This is a genomic window from Pedobacter polysacchareus (genome assembly GCF_019802255.1).
GTDB classification, from domain to species: Bacteria; Bacteroidota; Bacteroidia; order Sphingobacteriales; family Sphingobacteriaceae; genus Pedobacter; species Pedobacter polysacchareus.
Genome location: NZ_JAHYSS010000005.1, coordinates 172,329 through 193,459 on the forward strand (window position 1 = coordinate 172,329; position 21,131 = coordinate 193,459).

At 42.0% G+C, this 21,131-nt stretch carries 16 protein-coding genes and 1 riboswitch; of the genes, 7 read left to right on the top strand and 9 right to left on the bottom strand.

All coding sequences use genetic code 11. The features are described from left to right. Positions 1-2 precede the first annotated feature (2 nt). The 3 genes from K7X70_RS15405 to K7X70_RS15415 all read right to left on the bottom strand — a co-directional run bounded on the left by K7X70_RS15405 (position 3) and on the right by K7X70_RS15415 (position 4,025). On the bottom strand, positions 3-1,061 hold the full coding sequence (locus K7X70_RS15405) for a homoserine O-acetyltransferase family protein (protein WP_222537896.1): 1,059 nt from the start codon (positions 1,059-1,061) through the stop codon (positions 3-5). A 24-nt stretch (positions 1,062-1,085) separates the two neighbouring features. Continuing rightward, entirely contained in the window at positions 1,086-2,393 is a 1,308-nt protein-coding gene (locus K7X70_RS15410) for an O-acetylhomoserine aminocarboxypropyltransferase/cysteine synthase family protein (protein ID WP_222537897.1), read from the bottom strand. Positions 2,394-2,623: 230 nt separating this feature from the next. Beyond that, positions 2,624-2,737: riboswitch (SAM riboswitch) on the bottom strand. Between the two features lie 172 nt (positions 2,738-2,909). Further along, positions 2,910-4,025 carry a trans-sulfuration enzyme family protein gene (locus tag K7X70_RS15415; RefSeq protein ID WP_222537898.1) on the bottom strand — a complete coding sequence of 372 codons (1,116 nt, stop codon included), beginning with the start codon at positions 4,023-4,025 and terminating at the stop codon, positions 2,910-2,912. Positions 4,026-4,213: 188 nt separating this feature from the next. On the opposite strand from K7X70_RS15415, the gene K7X70_RS15420 reads away from it, so the two are divergent. The 3 genes from K7X70_RS15420 to K7X70_RS15430 all read left to right on the top strand — a co-directional run bounded on the left by K7X70_RS15420 (position 4,214) and on the right by K7X70_RS15430 (position 6,613). Further along, positions 4,214-4,705 (top strand): lipocalin family protein, encoded by a 492-nt coding sequence (locus K7X70_RS15420; RefSeq protein ID WP_222537899.1) that lies wholly within the window; start codon positions 4,214-4,216, stop codon positions 4,703-4,705. A gap of 94 nt (positions 4,706-4,799) precedes the next feature. Continuing rightward, positions 4,800-5,567, top strand: coding sequence for a sulfite exporter TauE/SafE family protein (locus tag K7X70_RS15425; RefSeq protein ID WP_222537900.1), 768 nt, complete (start codon positions 4,800-4,802; stop codon positions 5,565-5,567). Between the two features lie 53 nt (positions 5,568-5,620). Continuing rightward, the gene (locus K7X70_RS15430; RefSeq protein ID WP_222537901.1) at positions 5,621-6,613 is read left to right on the top strand and encodes a cytochrome-c peroxidase; all 993 of its coding nucleotides are present in this window, start codon (positions 5,621-5,623) and stop codon (positions 6,611-6,613) included. Positions 6,614-6,718: 105 nt separating this feature from the next. Here the strand turns inward: K7X70_RS15430 and K7X70_RS15435 are convergent, their stop codons facing one another. From K7X70_RS15435 to K7X70_RS15455, 5 genes are all read right to left on the bottom strand, one after another. Continuing rightward, positions 6,719-9,244: a zinc-dependent metalloprotease gene (locus K7X70_RS15435; RefSeq protein ID WP_255607296.1), complete on the bottom strand. Its 2,526-nt coding sequence runs from the start codon at positions 9,242-9,244 to the stop codon at positions 6,719-6,721. Between the two features lie 40 nt (positions 9,245-9,284). Then, positions 9,285-10,922 carry a RagB/SusD family nutrient uptake outer membrane protein gene (locus K7X70_RS15440; RefSeq protein WP_222537902.1) on the bottom strand — a complete coding sequence of 546 codons (1,638 nt, stop codon included), beginning with the start codon at positions 10,920-10,922 and terminating at the stop codon, positions 9,285-9,287. Positions 10,923-10,948: 26 nt separating this feature from the next. Beyond that, on the bottom strand, positions 10,949-14,350 hold the full coding sequence (locus tag K7X70_RS15445; RefSeq protein ID WP_222537903.1) for a TonB-dependent receptor: 3,402 nt from the start codon (positions 14,348-14,350) through the stop codon (positions 10,949-10,951). 194 nt (positions 14,351-14,544) lie between these two features. Beyond that, positions 14,545-15,753 (bottom strand): FecR family protein, encoded by a 1,209-nt coding sequence (locus tag K7X70_RS15450; RefSeq protein WP_222537904.1) that lies wholly within the window; start codon positions 15,751-15,753, stop codon positions 14,545-14,547. 135 nt (positions 15,754-15,888) lie between these two features. Then, entirely contained in the window at positions 15,889-16,467 is a 579-nt protein-coding gene (locus tag K7X70_RS15455; protein ID WP_222537905.1) for an RNA polymerase sigma-70 factor, read from the bottom strand. A gap of 434 nt (positions 16,468-16,901) precedes the next feature. On the opposite strand from K7X70_RS15455, the gene K7X70_RS15460 reads away from it, so the two are divergent. Then, positions 16,902-17,747: a DUF6266 family protein gene (locus tag K7X70_RS15460; protein WP_222537906.1), complete on the top strand. Its 846-nt coding sequence runs from the start codon at positions 16,902-16,904 to the stop codon at positions 17,745-17,747. 2 nt (positions 17,748-17,749) lie between these two features. Here the strand turns inward: K7X70_RS15460 and K7X70_RS15465 are convergent, their stop codons facing one another. Beyond that, the gene (locus K7X70_RS15465; protein WP_222537907.1) at positions 17,750-18,358 is read right to left on the bottom strand and encodes a YdeI/OmpD-associated family protein; all 609 of its coding nucleotides are present in this window, start codon (positions 18,356-18,358) and stop codon (positions 17,750-17,752) included. Between the two features lie 217 nt (positions 18,359-18,575). Here K7X70_RS15465 and mqnE point away from each other — a divergent pair, with 217 nt between their 5' ends. Genes mqnE through K7X70_RS15480 form a run of 3 tightly spaced genes read left to right on the top strand, consistent with a single transcriptional unit; the run spans position 18,576 to position 21,113 of the window. Further along, the gene (mqnE, locus tag K7X70_RS15470) at positions 18,576-19,769 is read left to right on the top strand and encodes an aminofutalosine synthase MqnE (RefSeq protein WP_222537908.1); all 1,194 of its coding nucleotides are present in this window, start codon (positions 18,576-18,578) and stop codon (positions 19,767-19,769) included. Beyond that, positions 19,769-20,395, top strand: a complete 627-nt coding sequence (locus K7X70_RS15475) for a histidine phosphatase family protein (protein ID WP_222537909.1) — start codon at positions 19,769-19,771, stop codon at positions 20,393-20,395. The genes mqnE and K7X70_RS15475 overlap by 1 nt, the downstream gene beginning before the upstream one ends. Beyond that, on the top strand, positions 20,388-21,113 hold the full coding sequence (locus tag K7X70_RS15480; protein WP_222537910.1) for a menaquinone biosynthetic enzyme MqnA/MqnD family protein: 726 nt from the start codon (positions 20,388-20,390) through the stop codon (positions 21,111-21,113). The genes K7X70_RS15475 and K7X70_RS15480 overlap by 8 nt, the downstream gene beginning before the upstream one ends. Positions 21,114-21,131: the final 18 nt, after the last annotated feature.

Sequence of the window (21,131 nt, forward strand, 5' to 3'; positions counted from 1 at the left end):
TACTATGCTGTTTTATGTAATTTAATTATTTTCTTGTTTGTGCTTTCTTTTAGGAAATTCCCGATCACATTGGTCAGTACATCCGTTTCAATCAGGAATCCATCATGACCATACGCAGAGTTTACACTGAAAAATTCTGCATCAGGAATGTGTTTGCTCAGAAACTGCTGTTCAGAAATTGGGAACAGTACGTCGTTTTCTATACCGATCACCAGGGTATTGGCTTTAATAGATGCCAGTGCATCGATGATACTGCCTCTGTTTCTACCTACATTATGACTGTCCATCGCTTTGCTCAGGTACCAGTAACTATAGGCATTGAAGCGTTTGCACAGCTTTTCGCCCTGGTAATTTTGGTAAGAAGAAGCGCGGAAGGATCCTGTTTTTTCATTTACGCTTTCCAGTTGAGTGGCGGTATAGGCATCGTAACTTCGGTAAGATAATAAAGCGATGCTGCGTGCTGTTTTTAGACCTTTTAATCCACCATCTGGTTTGTTTGCGTAGAAAGACCTGTCGGAGCTAATGGCTAAACGCTGACTTTCATTGAAAGCGATTCCCCATGGGGAATGAACCGCGTTAGTCGCAACCAGAATCAGGTTTTGTATCGCTGTGTTGTCTTCAATTGCCCATTCTACGGCTTGCTGACCACCTAATGATCCGCCAATAAGTACTTTAATCTCTTCTACGCCCAGGTGTTTAGCCAGTAAACGGTGTGCAGCCACCATATCACGGATGGTCACTTCCGGGAAGGCTAGGTAATAAGGCAATCCTGTAGTTGGATTTACGCTTAATGGGTTGGTGCTGCCATAATGCGAGCCCAATACATTGGCGCATACGATGAAATGTTCTTCAGGATTGAACAGGTCATTGTTGCCAAACAGGCCTTTCCACCAGTCCAGCACGTCTGCATTCGCTGTCAACGCGTGACAAGCCCAGATCACATTGTCTTTCTTGGCATTTAATTTTCCATACGTCTGGTAAGCAAGCTCGATTTTGCGCAATTTCTTGCCGCTTTCAAGTTTGAAAACTTTGGTGTGGGTATAGGTAGAGGTCGTACTCATGGTGATGCTTTGGTAGTAAGGTGATTATTTAGTGGAGATCCTGGCAAATGCCTGCTCAAAATCCGCTTTGATGTCGTCAATATGCTCGATGCCTACAGAAACGCGCAATAGGTTTGGTGTCACTCCTGCAGAAATTTGCTCTGATTCGCTCAGTTGCTGGTGTGTAGTGGCAGAAGGCTGAATGATCAGCGTTTTTGCATCGCCTACATTCGCTACATGGCTGACTAATTTCAAGGAATCTACCAATGCCGTAGCCTGGCTTTTCTCTCCATGAAGTTCAAAAGAAAGCACTGCGCCGAAACCATTTTGCAGGTATTTCTTTGCATTCGCATGGTAAGGGCTGCTTTCCAAACCTGGGTAGTTCACTTTTTTCACTGCTTCATGGTTTTCCAACCAGGTGGCTAATGCCAAAGCATTGTCTACATGACGCTGTACACGAAGGGAAAGTGTTTCTAATCCCTGAATCAATTGGAAAGAGTTGAAAGGGGAGATGGCAGGACCGAAATCCCTAAGGCCTTCTACACGGGCACGAATAGCGAACTGGATGTTGCCAAATGGACCGCCGATGCCAAACACATCATTAAATACCAATCCGTTGTATCCTTCTGAAGGCTCAGTGAATTGCTTGAATTTACCATTGCCCCAGTTGTAATTCCCACCGTCAACGATCACACCACCAATGCTGGTTCCATGTCCGCCAATCCATTTAGTAGCCGATTGAACTACTACGTGCGCACCATGTTCCAATGGACGGAACAAATAACCGGCTGCACCAAATGTATTGTCTACGATTAATGGAAGACCATGCTTGTTGGCAATGGCCGAGATTTTTTCAAAGTCAGCAATACTGAAAGACGGGTTCCCAATGCTTTCTAAATAGATCGCTTTTGTATTGGTGTCAATCTTTGCTTCGAAATCTGAAGCGTCATCGCCATTGGCAAATTTCACTTCAATCCCTAAGCGTTTGAAAGCTACTTTAAACTGGTTGTAAGAACCACCATATAAATGTGAGGAAGAAACGAAGTTATCTCCGGCTTCCAGAATGTTGTTTAATGCGATAAATTGTGCGGCCATTCCCGAACCTACAGCCACTGCTGCGATACCGCCTTCTAATGCGGCCACACGTTTTTCAAAAACATCTGTGGTTGGGTTCATGATTCTGGTATATATGTTACCGAATTCTTTTAAAGCAAAGAGGTTGGCACCGTGTTCAGAATTTTTGAATCCATAAGAAGTAGTCTGGTATATAGGTACAGCTCTTGAACCTGTTGTTGGATCAATTTCCTGACCTGCGTGTATCTGAAGCGTTTCGAATTTATGGTTGGTTGACATATTTTATCGTTTAAAAGGTTGAAATTTAGTTTTAGGTTTTCCAATTCCTGAGGTTGAATCAAGATTGGATATAGGTGTATAGCGTACCTCAATGGAGGCCTTCCGGATGGATCAAGAATGCAAAAGGAAGATTTTTGAATTTATCGCATGCAACAGCACATACAAATTGTACGCTGCTTACTACAATAATTAAAAGAATCTGATGTAATTTTAACTGTTTTCATTGTCTTAATTTATCTCTCCAGAACGCACCATGCGAACCGGTCAGGAATTGGCACCTTCTCCATTTTGGGAGGGTTGCCAGTGGGTCAAAGAGCCTGTCTCTCGCCACTTCTTTATAAATCAAAACCCAGTTTTAAGCGGGTGATGACTTGAATAGCTTTCGCTAATAATATTTCAAATGTAGAGATAATCGCAAAATAACCAAAATATAATTTTGATTATTTTGTAATTATCTGATATATAGTGGTATAAAATAAATATATAGCACTGTTGATGGGGGTGTTTTTTAGCTTTTTAACCTAAAGCTTGTTTAAAATCTGCGATTAGATCATCTATGTGTTCCAGTCCAACGGAGATCCGAATTAAATTCTGTGGTGTTTTGGTGTCCGGACCTTCCACAGATGCGCGGTGTTCGATCAGGCTTTCTACGCCTCCCAGACTGGTTGCCTGAGCAAACAGCTGTACGGTATTGACTACCCTGCGTGCTGCTTCAGCACCACCATGAACTAAAATTGACAGCATCCCTCCAAAACCGCTCATTTGTCGTTTTGCGATTTCATGCTGAGGGTGTGCGGGTAATCCAGGATAAAATACGGCCTCCACCTTTGGATGTTTTTCCAGATATAGCGCCAATGCCATTCCATTTTCGCAATGACCGCGCATGCGGTAAGGAAGGGTTTTTAAACTTCTCAATAGTAAAAATGAATCGAATGGGGAAGGGACAGCACCACCAATCTGCTGGATATTTCTTACTTTTTCCCAGAATGGCGTCATTTTGGCGGTAATCAAAGCACCACCCAATACATCACTGTGTCCGCCTATATATTTGGTGGAAGAATGCATGACGATATCTGCACCCAGTTCAATCGGCTTTTGTAAACATGGCGAAGCAAAGGTGCTGTCGCAAGCCAGTAAAAGGTCATGCTTTTTTGCGATCTCGGAAATCGCAGCTAAATCAGTTATTTTTAATAAGGGGTTAGAAGGTGTTTCCACCCAGATCATGACCGTGTTTTCTTTAATGTAAGCAGAAATCCCTGCAATATCAGTCAGGTCTATGAAATCGATGGTTAGGGTGTCTGCAAAAATAGATTGCAGCTGCTTTTTGAAGCCCCAATACATATCGTCGGGAGCAATAATGTGGCTTCCAGGGGCTAAGGCCTGAAAAAGAGACATGCCGGCTGTATTTCCTGAAGAAAAGGCACAGGCGTCTACACCATTTTCTAAATCTGTCAATACTTTTTCTAAAGCAGAGCGGTTCGGGTTGCTGACACGGCTATACATATGTCCGCCAGAATAGCCACCATCTTCATCTCTGAAAAACGTTGTGGACAAATTAATAGGCGGTGTGACATCGCCAGTAGCGGATTTATACAAATTTCCGGAATGTATAGCTAAAGTTTCTGGTTTCATTTTCAGGTGGATAAATAGTTAATCTAGGAGCTGGACCCCACAATGCTAAAGGTAAAAATTATTCTGTTGAAGTTTTGGCAAGATTTATGTAATTGAAACAGTATTGTGACTTAATATGGTAAAAAGTACATTTTTTTCAGCAGGCTCACAAACAACGAAAAATTAAACAAATAAAAAAACAGATTGATATGAAAAGAATATTCCTGATCGCAGCCATTTTATGCAGTTCATTAATGGTATTGCAAAGTTGTTCTCCAAAAGGTGGCTCAGGTACCGAAGTGGTGAAGAGAGGTGATGTAACTGGTACTTGGGTATTAAATGACATTACTTATGAAGGTATTCCTCAGGCTTCTGTTAAATCATTATTTGGTGAGGCAGCTCCAAATTGCTTTATTGGCGGTACCTGGAGATTAACGAACAGCGGTAACGGTAGCTATAGCTTACCAGGCGGTGGCAATTGCGCAGCAAGAACACAATCGATTTATTGGTCGGCAAGTGTACCAGATCAGACTTTCCAGTTTAAGAAAATATATGAAGGCGACAAAGCTAAAAACGTAACTGAAGGTTACCGTTTGGTGATGTCTACTTCCTCAAAAGAATCATTGGTGATCAAATCACCTGTAGAATATGGTAATTCCACAGCTTATATCGTGTTACATTTCGCGAAAGCTGCAAAGTAATTTTTGGTTAAATTTGGTTTAGGTGAAGGGACTCGTGGTTGGGTCCCTTTTTTTTGCTTAAAAAAGCCTAATTTTGCGGCATTAAGGGAATACTATGATGTCAGACCTGATTATACTTTGTATAGTCTCTTTTTTTGCCGGTTTTATTGATGCAATTGTTGGTGGTGGTGGGTTACTGCAAACTCCGGCAATTATGATTGTGTTACCTCAATATTCGGTGGCCACACTTTTTGGAACCACCAAAATCCCTTCTCTTTCCGGAACCGCTTTTGCCGCCTGGAAGTACTCACAGAATGTAAAACTGAACTGGCCGCTGCTGATTTACATTGCAGCAGCCGCGTTTATTGGAGCAATATTGGGTGCTCATAGCATTACACTGATCGACAATACGGTGATCAAGCCGATCGTTTTTGCCATTCTTATCCTTGTTGCCCTTTATACTTATTTTAATAAAAAATTTGGTGTCCATCAGGAAAAGGAGCATACAGTGTTTCAGCAGGTGCTGATCGGACTGCTTTTCGGTTTTATCATTGGCTTTTATGATGGCTTAATCGGCCCTGGAACAGGCACGTTTTTTATTTTGGCCTTCATTGCATTAATGGGCTATGATTTCCTGCATGCCAGTGCGAGTGCAAAACTGATCAATATGGCCACCAATATTGCAGCAATCTGTTATTTCGGCAGCACCGGACACATCCTTTATGAGTTCGCCATTCCAATGGCTTTCTGCAATGTGGGCGGCTCGTTTTTAGGCACTAAACTCGCCCTGTTAAAAGGCAATAAATTTATACGCATCTTTTTTTTACTAGTAGTATTCGGGACGATCCTGAGGTTTGCTTATGATATTTTTATCAAAGCATAATTGTTGTTTTATGGCGCTGAGGAAGGTTTTCTTTCCCGCCCAATTGATATTTAATGAAGAAGAATAAATTTTTTGTGTTTGGGATTTTGATTTTTGGCTTGTTAATCGCTGTTTTCGCCTTTGGCTTGTCGACGATTAAAACCGATGTAGCAGTGAGAAGACCGGTTAATTTTCCGGCAATTGTGCAGCAAGGACCTGCGCTGACAGTAGAAGGGGTCACCCTCGGACAAAAGTTATTTGACGATGCACTGCTTTCTAAGAATGGCAAGGTAGCCTGTGCTTCCTGTCACAATCAAACCGACGGCTATGCGAGTAAAGGGATAAAAATCAATCCGGGAGTCAATAAAAATATCCATGGTACAAAGAATACACCCGCTTTAATGAACCTGCAATGGAAGACTTCCTTTTTTAGGGATGGGAGGGAATCGCATTTGCGCAATACGGCAATTAACGCTTTAACCAGTCCGGCAGAAATGGGAGAAACCATGGTTAATGTGGTGGCTAAACTGAACGCTTCGCCGATTTATAAGCATTACTTTAAATCGGTTTTAGGAGTAGATACGATACAGGAAAAAGAGGTAACCGGAGTGATTGAACAGTACCTGCTTTCGCTGGTGTCTGCAAATTCCCGTTATGATAAACTGGTGGTCAAACAGGAAAACACATTTACCGCAGCAGAATTGGAAGGCTTGAAAATTTTCAAAGAAAAGTGTGCCACTTGTCATAAAGGTGATCTGTTTACCGACGAGTCTTCCAGAAATATCGGAACCAGTACGGCCAATGATCCGGTGAAAAAGTTTAAAGTACCATCTTTAAGAAATATCGAAGTCACTGCACCTTATTTTCATGATGGTCGTTTTGCGACTTTAGAAGAAGTGATGGTTCATTATGCGACAGGCGTACATCAGGAAAAGGATTTAGACCCTTTGATGCAGACGAATGGAAAGGCAGGGATTCCCTTAACGGATCTGGAGCAGAAAAAGCTGGTTGCCTTTTTGAAAACCCTGACTGATGAAGCGTTTATCAACAAAATGACACTTCAATAAACTTTCTCTAATTGCTGGGTTACGAAAAAAGCCATTCCTGATCAAACAGGAATGGCTTTTTTGCGAATAACCAGGAAGAATAACCAGGATAGGAATTTCCGGGAATTAAACTTTAGGGTTCAACATTTTGTAAATGCGATCGGCAAGGTCTTCATAATGACTTTTGATCAATGGATTCGTTGCACTTGCCTGTGAAGCTTTTACACTGGCTTGTAGTTTTTTCAATTCTGAACGAACCATCAGCCTCATGTCCGAAATATTTGGATTGTAAGGAGTGATCCCCATAATCGCATAACCCGATTCTACTACCGGTTTATCTAATTTCAACAACACCCCTAAACGATCTGCATAAGATCTTTGTAAGGCTCTTTTGAACACATCTGGTGTCTCTGAATTGAAGATATAACCACGTAAATCCGTCAGCAGGTTGTTTACCGTATAAGCATTCGCTCCGTTTTTCGTCTCATCATCAATCATTCTGGCAAAACCATAAGTTTCCAATAGTGAGGTCAGTACCTGATTCTGCATTTCTGTAATCCTGTGGTTGACTACCCCATAATCTACTCTTGCTAAAATTGCAGGATTTAACAGCCAGTTTGGTGTGCTGAAAACTTGTTTATTTAGGAAAGCTACGGCTTGCTGTTGCTTCGCTTTTGGCGTATAGCTGTACACTGCACCCGGTTCATCAACCGTTTTTACATCTTCCTGCAAACCACTGATGTTAGCCACCACATGGTTTACATAACGTCTGTATTGGCGGATCACTTCATAATATAAATCGTTTACATCTTCCAGTTCTTTGCCTGGCTCATAAGTCCATTTTTCCAGGTTCGGAAGAATTCTCTTTAAGTTTTCAATTCCGTAGGTGCTGGCCTTCATGGCATTGTCGCCCAGGTCTTCACTTTGTGCACGTGGGTCTATTGAACCTTGTTTTCCATAGAAATACAAAGGATCTTTAGCCTTTTTCAAAACCATGGCATCCAGTGTCTTTTTCTCTTCTTTGGTAGATTTGTCTCCAGGGAAATACGTATAACCGAATTTAATGGCATGCTGATCGTAAGCACCGATTTTAGGGTAAATCTCTGTTACGCCATCTGCCGGCTGTGCGATATAGTTGAAACGCGCATAATCCATGATGGAAGGGGCGGTACCATATTTTGCAGTGAAGGTTTTTGAGCGCAAAGAATCTACAGGAAATGCCGCACTGGAACCAAAGTTATGGAGTAAACCAAGGGTGTGACCTACCTCATGAGAAGAAACGAACCTGACCAATTGGCCCATTTGCGCATCGCTGATTTCTGAACCTCTTGCCTGTGGATTAATCGCTGCTGTTTGCACGAAAAACCAGCTTCTCAGTAAGGACATCACATTGTGATACCAGCCAATATGACTTTCCATAATCTCTCCTGATCTAGGATCTGCAATCCTCGGACCATAAGCATTCTCTGTAGAAGAGGCAAAATAACGGATCACAGAATAACGTGCATCTTCTGTACTAAATTCCGGATCCTGCTGATGTGTAGGTGCTTCTTTGGCTACGATTGCATTTTTAAAACCTGCGGCTTCAAAAGCAATATTCCAGTCGTTCACCCCCTGAATTAAGAAAGGAACCCATTTTTTAGGCGTTGCAGGGTCTATATAATAAACGATTTGTTTTTTCGGTTCTACCAATTCCCCACGACTATATGCCGCTTCGTCTTTCGGTTCTAACTTCCATCTCTGGATGTAAGCAGTAGGGGTAACTTGCTTGTCGGAAACGCCAAAATCAAGCTGTCTTTCTGTGAAGTAACCGATTCTTTTGTTCTCCAGACGGGCTTTCATAGGCTCTTTTGGTAATAATAACATGGAAGTGTTTAAGCCAAAAGTCATGGCACCAACGGTTTTATCAGTTGGCAATTCCGGACTTCTATAGGTTTTTACCGTTTTGACTTCTATGTTGGTTGGAAAACTTTTTGCAGTATCAATGAAGGAACGGGTATTGTCGATACCAGCAATTTTATAGGTCTTTTTCAATCCTTCCGGTAAGGACATTCCAGGAATATCACCATTGTAAAAATCCGTTACGTCAATTAAAACACCTTTTCCATTCGCACTGAAAGCTTTGATGTCAAAAGCAGCAAGAATAGGGAGTGCATTAGAGTTTTCCAATGCCTGATGTAAATCCGATGATTTATCGGCTACAAACTTGAAGTTCGGAACTCTGATAAAGATTTGTTTGTCGTGTTTTTCCCAGTTCCAAACCTGATTGTTCAGCATTTCGCCACCATATTGGGCTCTGGACTCTCTCAATGCTACTGGTGTTTGTGTAAATCTGGTCACCACCAACAAGTCTCTGCCCAATAGAGAATCAGGGATTTCAAAAAAGTATTTCTGATCTACTTTATATACGTTGAACAATCCTTCATCGGCTTTAGTACCGGCAGGGATAATTTCTGAAAACTTTTTGATGGTGCTTTTTTTGTTGGCTGCATTTTTTGCCGTGGTATCCTGTACCGCTTTACCGGCCATACTTCCCGGCCATTTTGTAGATTGTGCAAAGGCAGTGCCGCCCATTAGAACAGGAAATAGGAGGAAGAAAGCAGCCCTTGTCAGGCTGCTATTCTTTTGTTTAAAGGTAGATTCGAAATTCATGAACAGATTAAATTGATATTTATGTTTCTGAGGAGCTGGATTACCAGCCCTCGTTTTGTGGTTTAAGGTTTGGGTTGGTCGCGATTTCCGTTAAAGGAATAGGCTGCCAGTAATTTTTATCGGTAAACACCCTGCTGCCTGATTTTTTTGAGGCAAAAGTTAAACTGCCATTGGTCGCTTTGGTGATGGTTACACCGTTTACGGATTTGTTCAAGGTGTTGGCTGCTTCTTTCCATCGACGCAAATCGTTATAACGGGTCTGGTCTTCGAAAGCCAGTTCTATTCTGCGTTCATGACGGATTTTTGCACGCATTTCCGGTTGAGATAAGCCTGTAGGCAGTTCTGGCATTTTCGCTCTTTTACGAATGTCATTGATGGCCTGATAGACAGTCGCATCTGGTCCATTGGCTTCATTTTGTGCTTCTGCATAGTTTAATAGCACTTCTGCATAGCGCAAGATCACCCAATTGGTACTGCTGGTTACGTTCACATCTTTGTTGTAATCGAAATCTTCAGCGATGAATTTTCGGATGTAAAAGCCGGTAGGCGTTGGATTGGAAGTGGGCATGTCTTTCCCTTTAGTGAAGGTTTCTACTGCTCTTCCTTTAAAGCTGGCGTTGTTGTACAATACAGATTTTTCGAAGCGTGGATCGCGGCCCGCATAAGGATCGGAAGCCAGGTAACCAGATCCGCTTTCGCCGATCATTTTCCCGTTTTTCATTTCGTACTCATCTACAATTTCCTGAGTAGGGGCATTGGTACCTTTGCCGCCATATCCTGCCGGACTATTGTTCTTATCAAAGCTGTGTTGTTTCTCACCTTTTAATCCATTGTAACGGAATTCCAGGATCACTTCTGGTTTTACCAGCACATTCTTTTTCAGGAAAGGGTCGTTATAATCTGCTTGTAAGCTATAATAAGCGGTATTCATCACCTTTTTTGCGGCATCAGCAGCTGCCTGCCATTTGTCTAAACTATTGGCAGGGTTGTTTAAGGCACTTGCTGCCCATAGTAAAACACGACTTTGAAAGGCCTGTGCGGCAGCACTGGTAATGCGGCCGTATTCTGTGTTTGTCCAGGATGCAGGTAATTCTTCAGCTGCCTGAGCTAACTCAGCCGCGATGAAGGTCATTCCGTCCTGCTGACTGGTTTTAAAAGGCTTGTCCTGAGCTTCTTCTACTGGCTGTGCCTTTAGCAATAAAGGAACTTCCTTGAAGCTGCTGAACAATTGAAAGTAAACGAAGGCTCTGAAAAAACGTGCTTGTCCTAACATTTCTTTTCTTTGCGCAGGATTCAATACTGGTGCGGTTTCTGCTCTTTCCAGGAAGTAATTGATCTTTCTGATCTGTGCATAGCTGTCTTTCCAAAGGTTCTTTTGAGGAAAAGTAGTGGCATTGAAATCTCCGGTCAGGTAACCTGAGATCTTGCTTTCCTCGCTGCCAATCACCTGGATATCGTCTGTGATGGCGGCAGGCAGGTAAGTAGCCGTAAAACCACTGTTCATGAAGTTGTAAAACTCGTTTACAGACAATTTAATCAGTTCCGGATCTTCCCATAGACTGGCTTCCGAAATCAGGTTTAAGGGTTTTCTGTCCAGGAAATCTTTCTTGCAGGAGCTCATACTAAGTAAGCCTGCAAGGATGATGGTGGTGGTATATTTTGAAGGTATAAAGTTCATAATTGCTGATCTTTTCGATGAATAAATTAAAGGCCTAAACGAAGACCAAAAGAGAAAATCCGTTGTGGAGGGTAAGAGTTGGCAAAGGTGCCGGACGACTCAGGGTCGAACCTCTTGTTGTTACTGATCGTGAACAGGTTTTGCCCTTGTGCAGTCAGCGTCAAGGAAGAAACACCAATCTGTCTCAATACCGTTTTTGGAATGCTATAAGACAATTGTGCGGTTCTCAGCTTGATATAGTTTCCGTTTTTAACATAAAAAGTAGAAGGATATCTGTTGGCTTCATAGTTCGACAATAGTCTTGGGTAAGCCGCATCGGTATGTTCCGGTGTCCATCTGTCTAAATGTAATTCGTAGAAGTTGGTTAAATCGGCAGCCGGTGCATAGTTGATGTAAACCCCTGTAGAAGCCTGGAATAAGGCATCAGCAGAGAAGTTTTTCCATTTAAAGGCCAATGATAAACCGTAAACTGTTGGTGGAACGATGTATTTGGTTTCCACATCACGATCGGCACTGCCGCTAAACAATTCTACTACACCATCACCGTTTAAATCCACATACCTGATGTCTCCAGGTTTACCGCTTACTGGTGTAGCTCCAGGGCTGGTCAGGTATTTTGGCCAGTTGTCTACATCCTGCTGGTCTCTGAAAATACCATCTGCTTTCAGGATTCTTGCGGCGCCTACAGGGCGGCCTTCCTGACGTAATCCAGGCAATACACTTTCGTTTTCGCCATAATCTACAACCCTGCTTTTTGTGAAAGTCATGTTTAAACGCGCAGAGAAATTGACTTGCCCGATGTTGCTTTGGTGAGATAAAGCAAGCTCATATCCATAGTAATATTCTTTTCCAAAGTTCTCCAATGCAGGGCTCAATCCGAAGGTAGAAGGTACGTCGTAACCTCTGGAACGCAGGATGTCATATTTGGATTTGCTGTAATAATCCGCTTCGATCCCCAGTTTACCAGCCCATAACAAGGCATCTATACCGATGTCAAAAGCTTTTACTTTTTCCCAGGTAATATTGGTGTTTGGAACGGTCGTATTGGTGATCCTGGTCATAGGAGAGATGCCATTTCCAGTGCCAAATACATAACCTGCCGGGAAAAGACTGTAGTTGTAAAAGTAAGAATACAAGGAACCACCATCATTACCAAGTTTACCGTAAGAAGTACGGAGTTTCAACTCATTGATGAAGGGATAATGATCTTTAATGAAATCTTCTTCTGATAGGACCCAAGCCGCTGATAAAGACGGGAACAAAGCTCTTCTTTTTCCTTTTGGATAATAAGGGGAGCCATCGTATCTGAAGTTACTTTCTAAAATATATTTGCTGTTGTAATTGTAAATAAAACGGGCAACTGCACTTTGGCGTGCATTTTCCTGCGAGCTGCCTGAGCTTTTTTGGGTGCTTACATCGCCAAGGAAAAGCTGGTCCACACTGGCAACCGGGTAATTGCTTCTTTCTGCGATGATGTTTTCTCCTTTGAACTCATTTTGCTCATATAAAGCCAATGCCGTAACGGAATGCTTGCCAAATAGTCTTTTGTAGTTCAGGGAAACCTGTACGTTTACGTTGTCATTCAGCGAAACAGTTTCACTCAATGAAGCTTTTTCTGTCGCATTTTGCTGGGTATATTCATCCTTTAATGGATCTAATGAATACACAGGATAAGGTACCGTAAATGCTTTTGTCAATGAGTTGTTCTTGTCAACTGTCACCACTCCATTCGCAGAAAGACCTTTGATAAAAGGCAGCTGCTGTGTAATTCTAAGGGAGCTGGTAAAGATGTTTCTGCCTACTTTATTGTAGCCGGCACCTTCCAATGCATCCGCTAAAGGATTGCCTGAAAATCCAGAGAAAGCATATAAGCCATTGGAAAAACGGGCAGGGGATACCGATCCCAAAACCGACATTCTGCTGAAAATACTTTCCGCATAAACAGCTGGGTTTTTTGCATTTTCAGTGATGTAATTCAAGCCCACAGAAAGACTGGTAGTTGGCGTAACATCCAGGTCAAAATTACTGACTAAACCATAACGCTTCATTCCTGAAGTGCTGATGAGTCCTTGCTGATCGGTGTAAGTTCCACTGATAAAGTACCTGGAATTGTTGCCGCCACCGTTTAAACTCAGGTTATGTTTTTGTACAGACGCATAATCTTTAAGTACGGTTTTGTACCAGTCGGTATTTGGATAGCGATCCGGATCTGATCCATCTTTGAATTTCTGAATTTCCTCAGGGGTATATTTTGTTCTTGGAGAGCTTCCTTTTTCAGCCTTATCATTGTCGAACATCTCATTGTTCAAAATGGCATAGTTGTAAGAATCCAGGAATTTAGGCAGTCTTGTGGATTGCTGAATCCCGAAATTACCATTGTAATTCATGGATACTTTATTGGATTTTCCGCGTTTGGTGGTGATGAGGATCACCCCATTGGCACCTCTGGCACCATAAACAGCTGCCGAAGCATCTTTTAACACACTGATGCTTTCGATAGAATTGGGATCTAATTTATCCATCTCCATACCTACAATGCCCATACCTTCCCTGGCTACTCCATCAATCACGATCAGGGCTTCACCCATTCCACGGATTTTGATGGAAGAGCGGTCGCGGTCTGGAGTACCTGAAGTACTCATGTACGACACCAATCCAGTTACTCTGCCCATTAAAGTATTGGATACGTTTACGGCTGGTGATTGTGTCAATTCTTCTCCTTTGATCACACCGATCGCACCGGTTAATAGTTTCTTTTGCTGTGTACCGTATCCAATGACTACTGCTTCGCTCAATTCACTCATGCTCATCGTCATGGATACATTGATTTGTGTTCTCTTTTGGATAGCGACTTCTTCTCTTTTGAAGCCTAGATAAGAAAAGATTAGGGTCTGGTTGTCTTCTGCCTGGATTTTGTAAAATCCATCAGCGTTAGTGATGGCCACCGCTTTTCCTTCTTTCACCAAAATCGTAACACCAGGCAGTGGAATGCCTTTGTCGTCGGTTACTTTACCTTGGATCGTGATGAGGTTTGCCGCTGCAAGTGGTGTTTTCAATGCCGCTTCTTTCAGCTTCAGGACGATGATGTTTTTCTCCATCGTATAGGTCAGGGGCTGATCTTTGAAAATCTCTGTTAGCGCCGTGCTCAAAGCCGTGTTTTTCAAATCCACATTTAATGGTTTGGACTGGCTGATGACTTCGTTATTGTAGATAAAATAATAACCGGTTTGCTTTCTCAGGTCTTGCAAAACGGATTTTAAGCTGGTATTACGCTTAGAAATGGTGACGCGCTGCCCGTAGGAAGCCGTACTTACCTGTATACCCAAGGTAATCAGGATAATCAGTGATAGTTTCATGATAATGAATACTTTTCTTACGGTTTTTTGGCCATAAGGGGAAATGACTTTAGAATGTAGTCGTTCTTTCATAAATTTGAAATGTTTAGGTTTAAGTTGAAGGCTGTGCAATTCCAGTGAAAACTGGAAAGTTCTTTAGGGTAAGCCTGAGCATTGACCTTCCCGGCCGCGAACCGGGTTGGTTATTTTCTGACTCACCTGCGGTGGTGGTTTAAGTGGCAGGTTTCATGTGGTGTATTGGTTTGTGGTGGTGGTAGTTTGTTGATTTATTTTGTTTTTTGAATGATTACTTTGTTTTGTTCAATGCCAAATTTGACGCCTCCAGTGCCTTCCAGTACCCTTAGGAAAGTAGAAAGGTTGCTTTCTCTAGGAATTATCCCAGTGAAATAAAGGTTTGGTGCTGCGCCTTTATAGATCAGCTCTACATTGTACCAGCGCTCCATTTGTTTCATGACTTCCTGGGTTGGGGTGTTGTTAAACACAAAAGCATCGTTCTTCCAGGCGAGTACTTCTTCCAGATCTGCGCTGCTGATTTTAGCCGGGTTTTCATCAATAGTTTTCATTTGAGCCTGTTCCCCAGGTTTTAAAACCTGGTAGTTACTAGATTTAAGACGGCCTAATTTTACACTTCCTTCTGCAAGTGTAGTATTGATCTGCTGTTGATCCGCATAGGCATTGATGTTGAATTTTGTTCCCAGGACTTCTAAAATTTGTTGGTCAGCAATCACACGGAATGGCTGATGCTTGTTCTTTGCTACTTCAAAATAGACTTCTCCGCTAATCGTTACTTTTCTTTCACCCGGAAGGAAATTGGTAGGGAAGCGAATAGAAGAGGCGGCATTGAGCCATACTTTGGTGCCATCAGGCAGGATAATCCGGTATTGTCCACCTTTAGGAGTAGAAACAGTATTGTATTTTAAAGCTTCCGCATTGTCGGAAGGGGTGTTTTTTTGTTTGTTATAGGCCAATTGACCATCCTTGGTATTGCTGAAATTGATGTCTTTTCGCTGGGCAAGCCTGCCATTTGCGGCAGCATCTAAAACTACTTCGCTGCCGTCAGCCAATTTTAAAATCGCTTTGTTTCCGCCAGGTTTTACCTCATTTTTGAAAGTCAGCTGCTCGATAGGAGGGATGGATGAATGCTGCTGGTAAAAATAAACGGCAATTCCGCTGGTCAAAATCAGTGCTGCAGCAACCGCTATTTTCTGCCAGTTGAAATTGGATTTTTTAGGCTGTAAGCTAGTTGTATCCGGAATTAACTGATGTACAGGAGTATGATTCTGGTCAATTTCCTGTTCTATTTTGGAAAAGATGCGCTGATAAACGGCTTCTTCCTCCATTCCAGCTGCTGCTGGCCATTCTACGATTTCATTTTGTGGAGAACGGTACCATCTTAGCAATTGCTCCCGCTCTTCTTCAGTACAGGTACCGTTGATGTATTTTTGAATTAATATAGGAGTATCGTCTCTTTTCATGAGTATAGGTCTTGATTCCAGGCTAATTATAAGAGAGTACGCTGAACCCTGGTCTTACCCTTAGTGGGTAGTAAGAAAAAAGATGTTTTATTTTAAAAAGCGTGTTTTTGAGGGGTTGGGAGGTTTTTTTAGCCGTTATTTTAGGAAAAAGGACCAGGCAATCAGGAGTACTCCTGAGTTATTCAAGTCTTTTCTGATGGTTTTTAAAGCTTTACTGAGGTGTGCCTCGACTGTTTTTTCGGCAATGCCCATTTCTTTGGAGATTTCGGGAATGGTTAAACCGTCCTGGCGACTGTATTTAAAAACCAGTCTGCATTTTTCCGGCAGCTGTTCCACAATACCGTCAATGTATTCCTGCAGGAATTTTGCCTGGATCTTTTCTTCATCCAGGGCAACCAGCTCGGTTTGATAGTTTAATAAAGCCAGTTCCGCTCTTCTTTTTTGCTGATGAATGCTTTTGAAGACCGAAAACTTGACGGCAGTAGCTAAGTAATTTTCAAGGATGTTGATTTCAAGAACGGCTCTTCTGTTCCAAAGGCCGATAAATACTTCCTGAACAATTTCTTCGGACGCAGAATGGTCTTTCGTATAATTGTAGGAAACCGCAAGCAGTTTCTTCCAATAACGATTGAAGAGTGCTGTAAACGCAAGGCGATTGCCAAGACGCAGCTCCTCCAGCAGTTCCTGATCAGAAAAATTATGATAAACCCCCATATATCCCGAGGCTAATGTAGCGATAAAACCATTTTATTTTATTAACGATCAGTTTTATAGACATTATTTTTACAAGCATCTGCTCGGGTAGGCTAGGGAATGAGGTTTTATTTGGTCTGATATTCAGGCTGTTTTGAAAGGGGCTTGCCGGGGCCTTGTCCGGCATTAAGCCCTGTCAACGGGCATTTTAAACACTCGAGGATTCTTTCAACTGGAACCTCTTCCAGACCATTGGGCGACCTATCGTTTATCTTTTCTTATTCATTGTGATTCTATATTGCCTAAGAAAATACCTGTTTTTGATACGCCAGACTAGAAATTAGCGGTGGCGCTGATGAGCTTCAGGAAAAACCTGAGGGCAGCTTGAAACTATTTTGTAATAATTCTGTTGTTGGTAGCTCATATATAGTATAAACCTAAAAACAAGTAGCATTATGGCAATATCAAAAAACGGCCTTCATGGATGGCCAAGCGGTAAAATCGGAAATATAGTTTATTATGAATTGAATGGACAGCACGTGCAGCGCCGTATTGGCAAACCCGGAAAACAGAGTTTGAAGCAAAAGGCAAATCACCAGGCAATGGCTGTTACGACGCGTTTTTTAAACCACATGAAAGATTTCATCAACAACGGTTTAGCGCTGGAAGCTCGTGGGACAATCAGAAATCAGCATAATCTGGCGGTTTCACAGATCAAGAAAAATGCCTTACAGGGGGCATACCCAAATATCAGTATTGATTACAAAAATGTGCAGCTCAGCAAGGGAACTTTAGCCAATCCGAAAGACCTTCGAATGGAGAAAATCAATGGTGGCTTACAGATCAGCTGGGATTCTTCCTATAGTGCTGGAGCGCAGTATGATGACTGCTTTCAGCTGGCCGTTTGTTTTCCGGCGACCGGCAAGAAGAAAATAGAACTGAACTTCGCGAAAAGGATGGATGGAATGGCTTTTTTAGCGCTGACTGAGGAAGAATTGGGTAGATCTATGGAAGTTTACCTGTTTTTAAGTGCTGCTAATCATGATTCTGTTTCTGATACGGTTTATATGGGTAATTTGAATGGTACCTATGAAAGTCCGGAAATTGCAGCGGCAAAAGAAAAAATTCAAGCTGAAGACTTAAAGTTAACTGCGCGGTATGAATTGATTAGCGGGCAATATCGCGCGCAAATGGATTTAAAACCTGAAGAAAGGACCAGGGGTAAAGTTTTTCGAAATTTAGAAAAGGAATATCTGGTGCTGCTGGATCGATGGAGGTCCAGAAAAACAAAGGAAATGTAGGACTATCGTTTGTATTTCCAGTTTCTTGATTTTCCTTCGGAGATCCATTCTAGGGCTGTGCTCAATCTTTTTTGTCGGGTATCTTCGCTTTTGGCTTCAGTAATCCATTCCAGATATTCTTTTTTCTGAGAATAGCTGAAGTTTTCAAAATGCTGTTGGGCAGCAGGGACTTCGGCCAGACTTTTGGAAAAATAGTCGGGGATAGTTAATACTGTTTTTGGAGCTGCCGGCTTCTTGTCGACTTTGATGCCTTCTTTATTTAGGATCACCGCATTTTGGATATAGGTCAGGAAAATGTTTTTATCAGGTAAATCGGCAATGCTGGTGATTCTTCCCAGCTGTCCCATGGCCTGTGCTTTATCTTCGGAAAGGAGGTGATGAGGATCTGGTATTAATGAACTTTTCCAAAAGCCAAAAGCACAGTGGTTTTTAAAAGCAGCCATACTGCAGACGGTTCCTTTATAGTCGAAATGAGGGAAGCTCCATTTCATGGTTTCTATAATCTCTGGACAGGCTTCATGGACCAGGGCCCTGATGTGCTTTAATATGGGCTGTGCAAAATCGGCTGCCTGATCAATATAAACGTCTATTCTAGGGTCGTATTTTTCCATGGCTCCGCTTTTAAATGTAAGTTCTAAAATACTTAAAAAATAAATTACCTGCCAGGGCCTGTGTTATTTTTTAGTGCTCCTGCTCTTTTACATAATGCTGACACCATAAACCTGTTAAAAAAGCAGGTTTATGGTGATTTTATACTACTTTTGTTCGTGATAAGCGCAGCTTTCGCTGTGTCTTTTCTTATACATTTGTACCATTATCTCATAATACATGGATGCTAATTCAAAGCTGGCTATAGTTATCAACGACAATGATTTGTCTGCCGAACTTAAAGCCATAGCAAATAAAGTTCAGAACCAGGAAAGAATCACTTTCGATGAAGGCGTATATCTTTATGAACATGCCGAACTGGGCTACCTGGGTGTATTGGCGAACTATATCAGGGAGCAAAAACACGGTGATAAAACTTATTTTAACCGCAATTTCCATATTGAGCCGACCAATGTTTGTGTGTACGACTGCAAATTTTGTTCTTATTCCCGCTTGATCAAACAGCGTGAAGAAGGATGGGAAATGAGCGTAGACGGAATGATGGACGTGCTTAAAAAGTACGACAATGAGCCCGTAACGGAGGTTCATATTACTGGTGGTGTAGTTCCTAAGCAAAATCTGGAATTCTATAGTGATTTCTTCAGACGTGCAAAAGCACACCGTCCGGATCTGCATGTGAAAGCATTGACTCCGGTAGAGTATTATTACATCTTCAAAAAGGCGAAATTAAGCCATTATGAAGGGATGAAATATTTGCAGGAAGCGGGTCTGGATTCTATGCCAGGTGGTGGTGCAGAGATTTTTCACCCGGAAGTAAGGGAAAAGATTGCACACGATAAATGTAATGCAGAGCAGTGGCTGGACATTCATGAGCAAGCACATAAGCTGGGCATGAAAACCAATGCGACCATGCTTTATGGACATATAGAAAAGTTTTGGCATCGGGTTGACCACATGGAACGTCTTCGCCAGCAGCAGGATAAATCAGGTGGTTTTCAGGCTTTCATTCCTTTGAAATTCAGAAATCAGAACAACCAGATGGACAACGTGCCGGAGGTATCTGTGATTGAGGATTTAAGGAATTATGCAATTGCAAGGATTTACATGGATAATTTTGACCACATCAAAGCTTATTGGGCAATGATCAGCCGTCAAACTGCACAGCTTTCCCTAAATTTTGGCGTAGATGATATTGATGGTACTTTAGATGATACCACCAAAATTTACTCTATGGCAGGTGCAGAGGAACAGCATCCGGCAATGAATACCGAAGAACTAGTAAATCTGATCAAACAGGTGAACCGTAAACCGATAGAAAGAGATACCCTTTATAATGTAGTCACCGATTATACGGATGTTGTATTTGAAGGGGAAGCGAAACCACAGTATTATAAATTGCCGGTCATCAATTAATGGATAAAGAACTATATATCATCAGACATGGTGAAACCGATTTAAATAAGCAGGGCATTGTGCAGGGAAGAGGGATCAACAGTGATCTGAATGATACCGGAAGGGCACAGGCCGCGTCATTTTACAAGATGTATAAAGACGTTCCTTTTGATAAAGTATATACTTCTACTTTAAAACGTACGCATCAAACCGTTAAAGGGTTTATCGATGCGGGCATGCCCTGGGAGCAATTGTCCGGTCTGGATGAGCTGGCCTGGGGTGTTTGGGAAGGTAAAGCCAATGATGAGCATGCGATCGCTGCTTTTAAAGGGATGATGGAGAAATGGCAGTCGGGAGATTTCGACAGTCATTTTGAAGGTGGTGAAAGCCCGAATCAAGTAAAAATCCGTCTTCAGGAAGCATTAGAGGTTATCGTGAATGTGCCAAATGAGAAAAAAGTGCTGATCTGTATGCACGGTCGAGCGATGAGGTTATTACTTTGCCTGATTACTGGTAAACCTTTGAGCGAAATGACAGAATTTCCTCATCAGAATACGACGCTCTACAAAGTCGGACTGAAAGATGGTCAGTTTACCATTCTGGAGTTCAACAATACCGATCATTTAAAAACATTTCCAATTGAGTAAGATTAAGATTTCCGCAGTTTCTTATACCAATACCAAACCTTTTATGTACGGTATTGAGCATTCAGAACTGATCCATAAAATAGATTTAAGTTTAGATATTCCTACAGATTGTGCCGCAAAATTGATTCACAATCAAGTGGATATTGGCCTGATCCCTGTTGCTGCCATCCCTTTGGTACCCAATGCGAACATCGTTGCCGATTATTGTATCGGTTCTGTAGGTGCAGTAAATTCTGTGTTTGTATTCAGCAATGTGCCTTTTCAGGAGATTAAGACCGTAAAACTGGACAGTCATTCCCGGACTTCAAATCACCTCGCTAAGGTATTGCTGAAATTCCATTGGAAACAAGAGGTGAGTTTTACGACTGATCTGGAAGCCACAACGGATGCGATGGTTTTGATTGGCGACCGTACTTTCGGTAAAAAATCCGACTATGCATACGCTTATGATCTGGGAGAGGAATGGATGAAATTTACAGGTTTGCCTTTTGTTTATGCTGCATGGGTAGCCAATAAAAATATTCCGGAATCATTTATTTCAGAATTTAATCAAGCATTGGCTTTTGGCCTTTCTCATCGTAGAGAGTTGTTAAAAGAATTGCCAGAAATTGCAAATTTTGATATGGAAGATTACCTGTGTCATAAGTTAGATTTTGAGCTGACCGACAAGAAACGTGAAGCATTAACGTTGTTCTTATCGTATATAGAACAATTATAGAATTTATAGTTTTCAACA

Coding starts and splice junctions, on each gene's coding strand:
- K7X70_RS15405 (WP_222537896.1), bottom strand. CDS start 1,061: ATGAGTACGACCTCTACCTATACCCACACCAAAGTTTTCAAACTTGAA.
- K7X70_RS15410 (WP_222537897.1), bottom strand. CDS start 2,393: ATGTCAACCAACCATAAATTCGAAACGCTTCAGATACACGCAGGTCAG.
- K7X70_RS15415 (WP_222537898.1), bottom strand. CDS start 4,025: ATGAAACCAGAAACTTTAGCTATACATTCCGGAAATTTGTATAAATCC.
- K7X70_RS15420 (WP_222537899.1), top strand. CDS start 4,214: ATGAAAAGAATATTCCTGATCGCAGCCATTTTATGCAGTTCATTAATG.
- K7X70_RS15425 (WP_222537900.1), top strand. CDS start 4,800: ATGATGTCAGACCTGATTATACTTTGTATAGTCTCTTTTTTTGCCGGT.
- K7X70_RS15430 (WP_222537901.1), top strand. CDS start 5,621: ATGAAGAAGAATAAATTTTTTGTGTTTGGGATTTTGATTTTTGGCTTG.
- K7X70_RS15435 (WP_255607296.1), bottom strand. CDS start 9,244: ATGAATTTCGAATCTACCTTTAAACAAAAGAATAGCAGCCTGACAAGG.
- K7X70_RS15440 (WP_222537902.1), bottom strand. CDS start 10,922: ATGAACTTTATACCTTCAAAATATACCACCACCATCATCCTTGCAGGC.
- K7X70_RS15445 (WP_222537903.1), bottom strand. CDS start 14,350: ATGAAAGAACGACTACATTCTAAAGTCATTTCCCCTTATGGCCAAAAA.
- K7X70_RS15450 (WP_222537904.1), bottom strand. CDS start 15,753: ATGAAAAGAGACGATACTCCTATATTAATTCAAAAATACATCAACGGT.
- K7X70_RS15455 (WP_222537905.1), bottom strand. CDS start 16,467: ATGGGGGTTTATCATAATTTTTCTGATCAGGAACTGCTGGAGGAGCTG.
- K7X70_RS15460 (WP_222537906.1), top strand. CDS start 16,902: ATGGCAATATCAAAAAACGGCCTTCATGGATGGCCAAGCGGTAAAATC.
- K7X70_RS15465 (WP_222537907.1), bottom strand. CDS start 18,358: ATGGAAAAATACGACCCTAGAATAGACGTTTATATTGATCAGGCAGCC.
- mqnE (WP_222537908.1), top strand. CDS start 18,576: ATGGATGCTAATTCAAAGCTGGCTATAGTTATCAACGACAATGATTTG.
- K7X70_RS15475 (WP_222537909.1), top strand. CDS start 19,769: ATGGATAAAGAACTATATATCATCAGACATGGTGAAACCGATTTAAAT.